12 protein-coding genes are annotated in these 12211 nt (G+C 69.1%); 2 read left to right on the top strand and 10 right to left on the bottom strand.

The window, feature by feature from the left end; translation table 11 throughout:
• The first annotated feature begins 101 nt into the window (after positions 1 to 101).
• On the top strand, positions 102 to 752 hold the full coding sequence (locus H4N64_RS33255) for an LAETG motif-containing sortase-dependent surface protein (protein ID WP_336246871.1): 651 nt from the start codon (positions 102 to 104) through the stop codon (positions 750 to 752).
• 215 nt (positions 753 to 967) lie between these two features.
• Here H4N64_RS33255 and H4N64_RS33250 read toward each other — a convergent pair whose 3' ends face one another.
• The 10 genes from H4N64_RS33250 to rpsB form a co-directional block, all read right to left on the bottom strand.
• The gene (locus H4N64_RS33250; protein ID WP_186286243.1) at positions 968 to 2008 is read right to left on the bottom strand and encodes an ABC transporter ATP-binding protein; all 1041 of its coding nucleotides are present in this window, start codon (positions 2006 to 2008) and stop codon (positions 968 to 970) included.
• Positions 2008 to 3609, bottom strand: a complete 1602-nt coding sequence (locus tag H4N64_RS33245; protein WP_222109699.1) for an ABC transporter permease — start codon at positions 3607 to 3609, stop codon at positions 2008 to 2010. Before H4N64_RS33245 ends, H4N64_RS33250 begins: the two co-directional genes overlap by 1 nt.
• Positions 3610 to 3644: 35 nt before the next feature.
• A complete protein-coding gene (locus H4N64_RS33240; protein WP_186286241.1) occupies positions 3645 to 4733 on the bottom strand; it encodes a thiamine ABC transporter substrate-binding protein in 1089 nt (362 codons plus the stop codon).
• 223 nt (positions 4734 to 4956) lie between these two features.
• On the bottom strand, positions 4957 to 6093 hold the full coding sequence (gene rlmN, locus H4N64_RS33235) for a dual-specificity RNA methyltransferase RlmN (RefSeq protein ID WP_186286240.1): 1137 nt from the start codon (positions 6091 to 6093) through the stop codon (positions 4957 to 4959).
• Positions 6094 to 6178: 85 nt separating this feature from the next.
• Entirely contained in the window at positions 6179 to 6628 is a 450-nt protein-coding gene (locus tag H4N64_RS33230; protein WP_186286239.1) for an SRPBCC family protein, read from the bottom strand.
• Between the two features lie 116 nt (positions 6629 to 6744).
• On the bottom strand, positions 6745 to 7878 hold the full coding sequence (locus H4N64_RS33225; RefSeq protein ID WP_186286238.1) for a phosphatidate cytidylyltransferase: 1134 nt from the start codon (positions 7876 to 7878) through the stop codon (positions 6745 to 6747).
• The gene (gene frr / locus H4N64_RS33220; protein ID WP_186286237.1) at positions 7878 to 8435 is read right to left on the bottom strand and encodes a ribosome recycling factor; all 558 of its coding nucleotides are present in this window, start codon (positions 8433 to 8435) and stop codon (positions 7878 to 7880) included. The genes H4N64_RS33225 and frr overlap by 1 nt, the downstream gene beginning before the upstream one ends.
• 144 nt (positions 8436 to 8579) lie before the next feature.
• Entirely contained in the window at positions 8580 to 9338 is a 759-nt protein-coding gene (gene pyrH / locus H4N64_RS33215; RefSeq protein ID WP_186286236.1) for a UMP kinase, read from the bottom strand.
• 182 nt (positions 9339 to 9520) lie between these two features.
• The gene (gene tsf / locus H4N64_RS33210) at positions 9521 to 10357 is read right to left on the bottom strand and encodes a translation elongation factor Ts (RefSeq protein ID WP_186286235.1); all 837 of its coding nucleotides are present in this window, start codon (positions 10355 to 10357) and stop codon (positions 9521 to 9523) included.
• Between the two features lie 157 nt (positions 10358 to 10514).
• Positions 10515 to 11396, bottom strand: a complete 882-nt coding sequence (rpsB, locus tag H4N64_RS33205) for a 30S ribosomal protein S2 (RefSeq protein WP_186286234.1) — start codon at positions 11394 to 11396, stop codon at positions 10515 to 10517.
• 272 nt (positions 11397 to 11668) lie between these two features.
• Between rpsB and H4N64_RS33200 the strand changes: the two genes are divergently transcribed.
• Positions 11669 to 12211, top strand: a 543-nt coding sequence (locus H4N64_RS33200) for a M23 family metallopeptidase (RefSeq protein WP_186286233.1), incomplete at its 3' end; no start/stop codon positions are given.

The raw sequence follows: 12211 nt of genomic DNA, 5'->3' as shown, positions 1-12211 counted from the left end.
GTCTCCGCTCCCTCAACCCCCCGCATTTGCACACCATGTGAAGGACAAACGTGGCAGTCCTGTCAGCTTTGCCCATATCTCGCCGTACCATCGCTCGTTCCGTGCGCGTGCTCGGTATCGCCTCCGCCTCGGCCGCTCTCGTGCTCGGTGCCGGCGGCAACGCGTTCGCGTGCGACATCAAGGATTTCTCCGCCGAAGCGAAGTGTGACGGTGACAACGGTGTCATCACCGTCACCGACGTGGACCCGACCGGTGTCCCGGCCACCGTCACCGTCTACCTCCAGAACAACGGCGCCGACCTGAAGAAGGTCGGCGAGCAGGTGGTCGAGGGCTCGCGCGACGGCGTCACCATCACCTTCGAGGAGAAGTGGAAGCCGGACGCGGAGTATCGCGTCCACGTCAAGGCCGCCGGTTATGTCGACGAGGACATCGAGCCGAACCTGACCACTCCGTCCACGGCCTGCAAGAAGGAGGGCACCCCGGCCCCGTCGGACAGCCCCACGCCGACCCCGACGCCGTCGGACGACGCCTCCACCCCGGCCGAGGAGTCCCCGGTCCCGTCGCCCTCCGAGGCCGAGAGCAGCGCTCCGGCGGACACCACCAGCAACGCCCCGTCCCCGGCCGGTGAGTCCAACCTCGCCGAGACCGGTGCCGACTCCAACACCCCGCTGATCGCGGGCATCGCGGTCGCGCTGGTCGCGATCGGCGGCGGCGCCGTCTTCTTCGGCCTGCGCAAGCGCAGCTCGCGCTGACCCCCGGAGCGGGCCATCACCCGGGGTTCACCCGAAGGTGGCCCGCTCCAACCAGACAGTCGAGGTTCCGCTCGGCCCCGGTGCGCTCCAGCGCAAGCAGACCGACGAAGTCCACTCCGGTTCGGCAGCGCCCTCAAGAGGCGCGGGGCTGCATCTATTTGCGTCTCCGCCGCGGGGCGCGACAAGCCACGACGGCGCCGCGGTCGAGCGACGGCCTATCGCGGCACTCTCAGCGGAGCGCCCAGCACCACGATGTCGGCCGCCTCGAACTCCACCCCGATCTCGTCCCCGACCTCCGGCGCCGCCCTGAGCGCACACGCCGCCTCCAGCCGGGGCGCGTCCTCGGGTTGCAGGTGTACGGCGACATGGGTGCCCTTGAAGGTGCGGGCGGCCACCGTGCAGCGCAGGCCCTGGTCGGCCGCGACCAGGCGGACCCCGGCGGGCCGGACGAGGAGCGTGCGGGTGCCCTCGGCGGTGTCGTCGGGCACCGGCAGCTTGCCCCAGGGCGTGTCGGCGGCCTGCCCGGCGACCGTCGCCTGGACCACGTTGTCGAAGCCGAGGAAGCGGGCCACGAACTCGTCCGCCGGCCGCTGCCACACCTCAAGCGGCGTGCCGGACTGGGCGATCCGGCCGTCCCGCATCACCACGACCCGGTCGGCGAGGGCGAAGGCCTCGCCCTGGTCGTGCGTCACCGCGAGCACGGTCGTTCCCAACTCGCTGAACAGCTCCCGCAGTTCGACGACCAGCCGCTCCCGCAGCGAGCGGTCGAGCTGGCCGAGCGGTTCGTCGAGCATCAGCAGCCGCGGGCTGGGCGCCAGCGCTCTGGCCAACGCCACGCGCTGCTGCTCCCCGCCGGAGAGCGCGGCGACAGCCCGGCGGGCGGCGCCCGGCAGCCCGACGAGGTCGAGCAACTCCTGGACCCGGTCGGCCTGTTGCCGCTTCGAGGTCCCGTGCATCCGCAGCCCGAAGGCGACGTTCCCGCCCACGTCCCGCTGTGGGAAGAGCTGGTGGTCCTGGAACATCAGGCCCACGCCACGCCGGTGCGCGGGGACACCGGTCTGGTCGCGCCCGTCGAGCGACACCCGCCCGGCGTCCAGGGGCTGAAGCCCGGCGACCGCCCTCAGCAGCGTCGACTTACCGCTGCCGCTGGGCCCGAGGACGCACACCACCTCGTGCTCGGCCACCGCCAGATCCACGGCGTCGAGCACGGCCCGCCCGCCGAACCGCACGGTCGCGTTCTCCAGGCTCAGCAGCATCAGAACTCCCCCGTCCGATCGGTCCGCAGCCGCTCAAGCACCAGCAACGCCACCGCGCACACCACCATCAGAATCGTCGAAAGGGCCATCGCCTGGCCGTAGTTGAGCTGCCCGGCCCGCCCGAGCAGCTTGGCCACCGCGACCGGCAGCGTCGGATTGTCCGGCCGCGCGATGAACACGGTCGCCCCGAACTCCCCCAGCGACACCGCGAAGGCGAACCCGGCCGCGATCAGCAAGGCCCGCCGCACCATGGGCAGATCGACCTCCCGCCACACCCGCCAGGGCGAGGCCCCCAGCACGGCCGCCGCCTCCCGCAACCGGTGATCGACGGCGCGCAGCACCGGCAGCATGGTCCGTACGACGAACGGCACCCCGACCAGCGCCTGCGCCAGCGGCACCAGGATCCAGCTCGCCCGAAGATCCAGCGGCGGCTCGTCCAGGGCGATCAGGAACCCGAACCCGACGGTCACCGCGGACACCCCGAGCGGCAGCATCAGCAGCGCGTCGAATCCCCGTACGAACCGGCCCGCGTCCCGTCGGGTCAGCGCGGCGGCGGCGAGGCCTCCGATCAGCACGGCGATGGCGGTGGCGACGACGGCGTAGGACAGCGAGTTGCCGATCGCGTCGATCGGCGGGACCAGAAAGGCTCCGCCGTCGGCCGAGGTCAGCGCCCGGTAGTAGGCGAACCCGGGGGCGTCGAGGGACCGCTGCACCAGCACGGCGAGCGGCAGCAGAAGCAGTACGGCGATGCCGGCGAGGACCCCGGCCAGCAGCGCCCACTGCCCGGCCCCGCGCGGCCGGCGCGCGGTCAGCGAGGCGTCCACCAGGCGCAGGGCGGTCTCCCGGCGCCGTACGGTCCAGGCGTGCAGGGCGAGGATTCCGCAGACGGCCGCGAACTGGACGATGGTGAGGACCGCGGCCGTGGACAGGTCGAAGATCTCGGAGGTCTGGCGGTAGATCTCCACTTCGAGGGTGGAGAAGGTCGGGCCGCCGAGGATCTGCACGACACCGAAGGAGGTGAAGGTGAACAGGAAGACCATCAGGGTGGCGGCGGCCACCGCCGGACCGAGCGCCGGCAGCGTGATCTGCCGCCAGGCCGTGAAGCGCGACGCCCCGAGCATCCGGGCCGCCTCCTCCTGCCGCGGGTCGAGCTGCGCCCAGAGCCCGCCGACGGTGCGCACGACGACCGCGTAGTTGAAGAAGACATGCGCCAGCAGGATCGCCCACACGGTCGTGTCCAGCCGTACGCCCCACCACTCGTCGAGCAGTCCGCCGCGTCCGACGAGCGCCAGGAAGGCCGTACCGACGACGACCGTCGGCAGCACGAACGGCACCGTCACCACCGCCCGCAGGATCTGCTTGCCCGGGAACTCGAAGCGGGCGAAGACATACGCGCCGGGCAGGGCGACCAGCAGCGTGAGGGCCGTGGACGCGAGGGCCTGCCAGGTGGTGAACCACAGGACGTGCCGGATGTCCGGCTGGATCAGCACGTCCCAGATCCGGCCGAGGTGCCAGGCCCCGTCGACATGCAGACCGCGCGAGACGATCGCGGCGACGGGGTAGGCGAAGAAGACGCCGAAGAACGCGACGGGCAGGACCATGAGCCCCAGCCGCGCCGCGCCCCCCTTCCGGCCGGCTACTTCAGTACGAGCGAGGTCCACGACTTGACCCACTCATCGCGGTGGTCGGCGATCTTGGCCGGGTCCATGGTCTCGGGGTCCTTGGCCGCGGGCCCGTACTTCGTGAACTCCGCGGGCACGCTCGCCTCCTCGACCACCGGGTAGACGAACATGTTCAGCGGCATGTCCTCCTGGAACTTCTTGCTGACCAGGAAATCGATCAGCGCCTTGCCGCCCTCGCTGTTCTCGGCGTTGCTCAGCAGGCCCGCGAACTCGATCTGCCGGAAGCAGGTGCCCTCCGCGACCCCGGTGGGAGCGGTCGTCGGCTTCGGGTCGCCGTAGATCACCTCGGCGGGCGGCGAGGAGGCGTACGAGACGACGAGCGGCCGGTCGGCCTTCGCGGCCTTGCCGCCGGCGGAGCCGGAGAACTCCTCGTTGTAGGCCTGCTCCCAGCCGTCGACGACCTTCACGCCGTTGGCCTTGAGCTTCTTCCAGTAGTCCTGCCAGCCGTCGTCGCCGTACTGCGCGGCGGTGCCGAGCAGGAAGCCGAGGCCGGGCGAGGAGGTGGACGCGTTCTCGGTGACGAGGAGGTTCTTGTACTCGGGCTTGATCAGGTCGTCGAGCGAGGACGGCGGTGTCAGCTTGTGGTCCTCGAAGTACTTCTTGTCGTAGTTGACGCAGATGTCGCCGTAGTCGACCGGCGTGACCCTGTGCTCGTCCCGGTCGAGCTGGAAGGTCGCGTCGATCTGGTCGAGGCCCTTCGCCTCGTACGACTGGAACAGCCCGTTGTCCAGCGCCCGGGACAGCAGGGTGTTGTCGACGCCGAAGAAGACGTCGCCCTGTGGGTTGTCCTTGGTGAGGATGGCCTTGTTGACGGCCTGCCCGGCGTCGCCGTCCTCCAGGACCTTGACCTTGTAGCCGGAGCTCTTCTCGAAGTCCGCGAGGACGTCCTTGGACACGGCCCACGAGTTGTGGCTGACGAGGGTGACGGTCTTGGAGCCGCCGGAGGACTCGCCGTCGTCGGACGAACCGCACGCGGAGAGCACTGGCAGCGTGACGAGACCGAAGCCGACGACCATGACCGTGGCCTTCTTGGTGATGCTCACTGAATTCCTCCTGGAGTGGACCAGGAAGAGACGCGGCCCTGCCCCGGACCACGAGGTTCCGGGCAGGGCGCAACAGCTTGAGTGACGACCGATCTCCCTACCCAGAATGACCTGGGCGAGGTTCAGAGGGTCTGCGGCCTGTGCCGCACTCTCAGCGCTGTGGCGCTCCCCTGTCGGAATATGAAGATGTGTGGACTATGAAGATGTACGTACGACGATCAGACTACCGCTCGGTGGCCGCGAGCTGACCACACGCCCCGTCGATCTCCTGACCACGGGTGTCCCGGACGGTCACCGGCACCCCGTGAGCGGCGATGGCCTCGACGAACGCCTTCTCGTCCTCGGGCCGGGAGGCGGTCCACTTGGAGCCCGGGGTCGGGTTCAGCGGAATCAGGTTCACATGCACGGGCTTGCCCTTGAGCAGCCGCCCGAGCCGGTCGCCGCGCCAGGCCTGGTCGTTGATGTCCCGGATGAGCGCGTACTCGATGGACAGCCGGCGCCCGGACTTCGCGGAGTACTCGAACCCGGCGTCGAGGACCTCGCGCACCTTCCATCGCGTGTTGACGGGCACGAGGGTGTCACGCAGCTCGTCATCGGGGGCGTGCAGCGAGATCGCGAGCCGGCACTTGAAGCCCTCTTCGGAGAACCGGTGGATGGCCGGGACGAGACCGACGGTGGAGACGGTGATGCCGCGCTGCGACAGCCCGAGCCCGTCCGGCTCCGGGTCGGTGAGCCGCCGGATGGCGCCCACGACCCGGTTGTAGTTGGCGAGCGGCTCGCCCATGCCCATGAAGACGATGTTGGACAGCCGGGCCGGACCTCCCCCAGAGCCTGAAGCCTGGGCGGTACCCCCAGGCACATCACCGTCCCGCAGCGCCCGCATCCCGTCGACGATCTGATGGACGATCTCGGCGGTGGACAGATTCCGGTCGAGCCCGGCCTGCCCGGTCGCGCAGAACGGACAGTTCATGCCGCAGCCCGCCTGCGAGCTGATGCACATGGTCACCCGGTCCGGGTACCGCATCAGTACGGACTCGACGAGCGTGCCGTCGAACAGCCGCCACAGCGTCTTGCGGGTGGTTCCCTGGTCGGTCGACAGATGCCGTACGACGGTCATCAGCTCGGGGAACAGCTCCTCGCGCAGCTTGCCGCGCGAGGAGGCGGGGATGTCGGTCCACTGCTCGGGGTCGTGGGTGTACCGCGCGAAGTAGTGCTGCGAGAGCTGCTTGGCACGAAACGGCTTCTCCCCGATCGCCGCGACGGCGTCCTTGCGCTCGGCGGGCGAAAGATCGGCAAGGTGCCGCGGCGGCTTCTTGGCTCCGCGCGGGGCGACGAATGTGAGTTCTCCGGGCTTAGGCATGGCCGTACCAGTGTCGCAGATCGATTGGTGTGGCCAGGGCCGCCGGATTTCTGGGGCCGGGCGCTGGGCCGGGGCCGCCGCCCGGCTACGCGGTGGTTCCCTCCAGCCGTTGCTTGAGGAGTGCCTCGTCCCTCGGGAGCTCCTTGCGGACCTGGGGGCGGACGACCAGGGGCACCAGGACCTTGCCCAGGCCGTGTCCTTCGAAGTCGATCTCTATGGTCACGCGGGAGCGCCGGCCGTCGTCGAGCGGTTCGATCGAGCCGTGGGTACGGGGACGGACCGGCCCTTCGACTCCGTGCAGATCCCAGCTGCGCGGTGGGTCGAGGTCGTCGAACTCCACAGTCATCGGGATCTCACGGTTGCCGATGCGGCGGGTGACCTTGACTTGCGAGCCGGGGTGGACCGGCCCCTCCTCCAGCGGCTCCGCCTTGACGGCGCTCAGCTGCCATTCGGGCAGGTGGGAGGGGGTGGTGATGTACGCGAAGACTTCTTCGGGCGTGCAGTCGACGTCGATGGATTCTCGGATGGCTGACATGGTGGACCCCCTTTTGCGGGCGTACACCCAAATCGTCCCACCGGATCGCTCCCGGGAACAGCAGAGCCCCCGTCTTGGCGGGGGCTCCTGCGGATTCCTGCGGTTCCGCAAGACGCTCAGCCGGATCCAACGAACAGCACGAGCAGCAGCCAGACGACCGGAGCCGTCGGCAGCAGCGAGTCCAGACGGTCCATGATGCCGCCGTGGCCCGGCAGCAGCGTGCCCATGTCCTTGATGCCCAGGTCCCGCTTGATCATCGACTCGCCGAGGTCGCCCAGCGTGGCGCTCGCCGCGACCGCGAGGCCGAGCAGGAGGCCCTGCCACCAGGCGCCGTCGTCGATCAGGAACTGCATGCACAGCGCGCCCGCGACCATGGCGAACGAAACCGCCCCCAGCAGCCCCTCGCGGGTCTTGCCGGGGCTGATGCGCGGAGCGAGCTTGTGCTTGCCGAAGCGCCAGCCGATCGCGTACGCCCCGGTGTCGCTTACCACCGTCAGCAGCAGGAAGGTCAGCACCCGGGCCGGGCCGTCGTCGGCGGTGAGCATCATCGCGACGAACGTCGCCAGGAACGGGACGTAGAACGCGGCGAAGACGCCCGCGGTGACGTCCTTGAGGTAGCCCTCCGGTGGTTCCGTCATCCGCCACACCAGGACGGCCAGCGCGGTCAGCGCCATCGCCACCCAGGCACCCTCGGCGCCACGGACGTAACCCGCGACGACCATGGCCGCACCGCCGAGCGCGAGCGGGACGAGCGGCGCCCGGATGCCCTTGCGTTCCTCAAGACGCTTGGTGAGCTCCCACAGGCCCACCACCACCGCGACCGCCACCACGCCGACGAACACGGCCTTGACGACGAACAGCGAGACGACGATCACCGCGCCGAGCCCGATGCCGACACCTATCGCCGCACCCAGATCGCGCCCGGCGCTCTTCTTCTGCGGTCGGGGCGCCGGCTGCGGGGCGTCGTGCATGGGCTCCGGATTCTGCGGCGCGTTCCCGTGGGTCTGCGCCCGCGGCGTCTCGTCGCGGAACAAGGGGCCACTCAGCCGAGCGGCCCCCCGATCGTCATCCTGGTCGTCGCCGTACCGAGGCACAGCGGGTCCGTCGGGCACGATGGGCATGGGGCGAGTCTGCTGCGCCTCAGGCGCATCGTACGCGGGACCCGCCGGGGCAGCCCCCTGGACAGGTCCGTGGTCGGACGGCCCCCAGTACCCGGCTTGTGGCGGCGCCCCCCAGGAAGAGTCGTTCATCAGACTTCGAGGAGCTCCGCTTCCTTGTGCTTGAGGAGCTCGTCCACCTGCGCCACGTACTTGTGGGTGGAGTCGTCGAGCTCCTTCTCCGCACGGCGGCCCTCGTCCTCGCCGACCTCGCCGTCCTTGATCAGCTTGTCGATCGCGTCCTTGGCCTTGCGGCGCACGGAGCGGATGGACACTCGCGCGTCCTCGGCCTTGCCCTTGGCGACCTTGATGTAGTCGCGGCGGCGCTCCTCGGTGAGCTCGGGGAACACCACTCGGATGATGTTGCCGTCGTTGCTCGGGTTGACGCCCAGATCGGAGTCGCGGATCGCCTGCTCGATGTTGCGCAGCGCGCTCTTGTCGAACGGGGTCACGACCGCCATGCGCGGCTCCGGCACGGAGAACGAAGCCAGCTGGTTGATCGGCGTCGGCGCGCCGTAGTAGTCGGCCACGATCTTGTTGAACATCGCCGGGTGCGCACGGCCGGTGCGGATCGCGGCGAAGTCCTCCTTGGCGACCACGACGGCCTTCTCCATCTTCTCCTCGGCTTCGAGGAGGGTCTCTTCGATCACCACTTGCTCCTGCGTGTCTTGAGTAGGCCCGGCTGCGGTTCCTTGCGGGGGGCGGCGGCCGGCTGCGTCGCGTCTTCTTCCTGCACGGTTCCCGACCGGCAGAACATTGTCCATCCCCCGGTCAGGGTCGTTAGGTGTTGCCCGTCAGTGCCGACTGTCCTGGTCACCCACAAGCGTGCCGATCTTCTCACCCTTGACGGCGCGGGCGATATTGCCCTCCGCCAGCAGCTCGAACACCAGGATCGGAAGCTTGTTGTCGCGGCACAGCGTGATCGCGGTGGCGTCGGCGACCTTGAGGTCCCGGGTGATGACCTCGCCGTAGCCGAGGGCGTCGAACTTGACCGCGTCCGGGTTGGCCTTCGGATCGGAGTCGTAGACCCCGTCCACGCCGTTCTTGCCCATCAGCAGCGCCTCGGCGTCGATCTCCAGGGCGCGCTGGGCGGCGGTCGTGTCGGTGGAGAAGTACGGCATGCCCATACCGGCGCCGAAGATGACCACGCGGCCCTTCTCCAGGTGGCGCACGGCGCGCAGCGGGATGTACGGCTCGGCGACCTGGCCCATGGTGATGGCGGTCTGCACCCGGCTGTCGATGCCCTCCTTCTCCAGGAAGTCCTGGAGGGCGAGGCAGTTCATCACGGTGCCGAGCATGCCCATGTAGTCGGAGCGGGCGCGGTCCATGCCGCGCTGCTGGAGTTCGGCGCCGCGGAAGAAGTTGCCGCCGCCGATGACGACCGCGATCTGTGCTCCGTCGCGCACAACGGCCGCGATCTCGCGGGCGATCTTGTGCACCACGTCCGGGTCCACGCCGAGGCCCCCACCGCCGGAGAAGGCCTCTCCGGACAGCTTCAGCAGATACCGGCCGCGTACTTTGCCGTCGTCGCTCTTCTGGGCCTTGGTGGTCATCGGATTCTCACTTCTTTCAACGGGTCGCACATACGAAGAAGGCCACTGCCGGTGGGGTGTTGGCTCCCATGCGCGGCAATGGCCTCCTCGTCAGATCTGCTGTCGTCCGCCACCGGGGTGACGGCGTACGCGGACGACTGCTGTCGACCCTATCGGGGTCGCGCGTCGATCGCGGTACGGACTCAGATGCCGACCTTGATGCGCGTGAAGCGCTTCAGGGTGACACCGGCCTCGTCCAGGACCTTCTGGACGGACTTCTTGTTGTCGAGCGCGTACGGCTGGCCGAGCAGCGTGGCGTCCTTGAAGAAGCCGTTGAGGCGACCCTCGACGATCTTCGGCAGGGCGGCCTCGGGCTTGCCCTCGGCGCGGGTGGTCTCCTCGGCGACACGGCGCTCGGACTCGACGACCTCGGCCGGCACGTCCTCCTTGGAGAGGTACTTCGGCGCGAAGGCTGCGATGTGCTGGGCGACGCCCTTGGCCAGCTCGGCGTCGGCCTTGTCCAGCTCGACCAGGACACCGATCTGCGGCGGCAGGTCGGGCATGGTGCGGTGCATGTAGGCGTAGACGAAACCATCGGCGAACTGCGCGAAGCGGTCGAGGACGATCTTCTCGCCGAGGTTGGCGTTGGCCTCGTCCACGAACGCCTGGACGGTCTTGCCGGCCTCGATCTCGGAGGCGAGCAGGGCCTCGATGTCCGCCGGGGCGGTGGCGGCGACGTGCTGCGCGATCTGGTTGGCGGCGGTCTGGAACTTCTCGCCCTTGGCGACGAAGTCCGTCTCGCACTTCAGCTCGACCAGGACACCGGAGGTGTTGTCGTCGGCGATGACGGAGACCACGGCGCCGTTCTCGGCGGAGCGGCCCTCGCGCTTGGCGACGCCCTTCTGGCCCTTGATGCGGAGCGCCTCGACGGCCTTGTCGACGTTGCCCTCGGCCTCGTCCAGCGCCTTCTTGCAGTCCATCATGCCGGCGCCCGTGAGCTCACGGAGCTTCTTGACGTCGGCGGCGGTGTAGTTCGCCATGAGTCTGTGAATCTTTCTCGAAGTCTGGAAGATCGAAGATCTGCGGGGTTACGACGTCCATGTGGACGGAGGTCGCTGTCCGACCGCTGACCTACGGGTGAACGGCGGGAGCGGAGTTGATGTCACCGCTCCCGCCGTCAACTCTGACGCTGACGGGTCAGGCCTGCTCGCCCTCGGCGGCCTTCTCGCCCTCGGCCGGAGCGGCCTCGGCGGCCGGAGCAGCCTCAGCGGCCGGAGCAGCCTCGGCGGCCGGCTCCTCGGCCTTCTTCTCGCCCTCAAGCAGGTCGCGCTCCCACTCGGCGAGCGGCTCGCCCGCGGCCTTCTCGCCCTTGCCCTCCGTCGCCGCGCCGGAACGGGCGATGAGGCCCTCGGCGACGGCGTCGGCGATCACACGGGTGAGCAGGGTGACGGAGCGGATCGCGTCGTCGTTGCCCGGGATCTTGTAGTCGACCTCGTCGGGGTCACAGTTGGTGTCGAGGATGGCGACGACCGGGATGTTGAGCTTCCGGGCCTCGCCGACCGCGATGTGCTCCTTCTTGGTGTCCACGATCCAGACGGCGCTGGGCACCTTCTGCATCTCGCGGATACCACCGAGGGTCTTCTCCAGCTTGGCCTTCTCACGCGAGAGGACCAGGAGCTCCTTCTTGGTCAGACCCGAAGCGGCGACGTCCTCGAAGTCGATCTGCTCAAGCTCCTTGAGGCGCTGCAGACGCTTGTAGACGGTCGAGAAGTTGGTGAGCATGCCGCCCAGCCAGCGCTGGTTGACGTAGGGCATGCCGACGCGGGTGGCCTGCTCGGCGATGGCCTCCTGCGCCTGCTTCTTCGTGCCGACGAACATGACCGTGCCGCCGTGGGCGACGGTCTCCTTGACGAACTCGTAGGCGCGGTCGATGTACGACAGCGACTGGAGCAGGTCGATGATGTAGATGCCGTTGCGCTCGGTGAAGATGAAGCGCTTCATCTTCGGGTTCCAGCGACGGGTCTGGTGACCGAAGTGGACGCCGCTCTCCAGCAGCTCCCGCATCGTGACGACGGCCATGGCCGTATCTCCTTGAATTTCTCGGTTGTGCCGCGGATGCCGGACGGCTCCCGCGCCTGACGCCCACATGCGCCGTGCCACGAAGGACCGAGGAGCGCTGACAGGGGTCGTTTTGTCGACCCGATGTCGGGGCGTGCGAAGTCGACCCGGTGACCCGGATCGCCAGAAGAAGTGTACGGGACCGAGAAGGCACCGGGTGACGCCGATGTCCACAACCGCGTGGTGGTCCACAGATCGCGCCATGATCAGCGGGGTGCGGGGAGGCTGTGGGCATGCGAGCGAAACGATGGGCGAGTACGGCTGCACTGGCACTGGCACTGGCACTGGCACTGGCGACCGTGCTGCTGCCGGGCACGGGCGCCGAGGCCCCGCTGTCCCTCACGGCAACGACGACCACCATCTGGCCGGTGCCCGACCCCACCGTCCTACGCGGCTGGGAACCCCCACCGACGCCCTACGGCAGAGGCCACAGGGGGGTCGACCTGGCGGCCCGCGCGGGCACACCGGTACGGGCGCTGGCGGCAGGCCGAGTGTTCTTCGCGGGCCGTGTGGCAGGCAGAGGCGCCCTCTCCATCGAACACACGAACACAGGCACCCCACCCCTCCGAACGACGTACGGGCCGATCACGCCGGAGGTGAAAAAGGGCGACGAGGTGAAGCCGGGCCAGGTGGTAGGCACAGTGAGCGGACCTGCGCCCCACTGCCCGACGGCATGCCTCCACTGGGGCTTACGAAGGGGAGACACCTACCTGAACCCACTGACGCTGCTGAACAGGGGCCCATCGAGACTGCTGCCGGTACTGGGGATCCCCATC

Source organism: Streptomyces cupreus (genome assembly GCF_014257025.1).
Lineage (GTDB): Bacteria > Actinomycetota > Actinomycetes > Streptomycetales > Streptomycetaceae > Streptomyces > Streptomyces cupreus.
This window is presented reverse-complemented; position numbering and strand designations above follow the sequence as displayed.

Bases quoted from the DNA above. Each gene is read 5' to 3' on its own strand.
- rpsB (WP_186286234.1), bottom strand. From the start codon at position 11,396: ATGGCCGTCGTCACGATGCGGGAGCTGCTGGAGAGCGGCGTCCACTTC.
- H4N64_RS33250 (WP_186286243.1), bottom strand. From the start codon at position 2,008: ATGCTGCTGAGCCTGGAGAACGCGACCGTGCGGTTCGGCGGGCGGGCC.
- H4N64_RS33245 (WP_222109699.1), bottom strand. From the start codon at position 3,609: ATGGTCCTGCCCGTCGCGTTCTTCGGCGTCTTCTTCGCCTACCCCGTC.
- rlmN (WP_186286240.1), bottom strand. From the start codon at position 6,093: ATGCCTAAGCCCGGAGAACTCACATTCGTCGCCCCGCGCGGAGCCAAG.
- H4N64_RS33225 (WP_186286238.1), bottom strand. From the start codon at position 7,878: ATGAACGACTCTTCCTGGGGGGCGCCGCCACAAGCCGGGTACTGGGGG.
- tsf (WP_186286235.1), bottom strand. From the start codon at position 10,357: ATGGCGAACTACACCGCCGCCGACGTCAAGAAGCTCCGTGAGCTCACG.
- H4N64_RS33230 (WP_186286239.1), bottom strand. From the start codon at position 6,628: ATGTCAGCCATCCGAGAATCCATCGACGTCGACTGCACGCCCGAAGAA.
- pyrH (WP_186286236.1), bottom strand. From the start codon at position 9,338: ATGACCACCAAGGCCCAGAAGAGCGACGACGGCAAAGTACGCGGCCGG.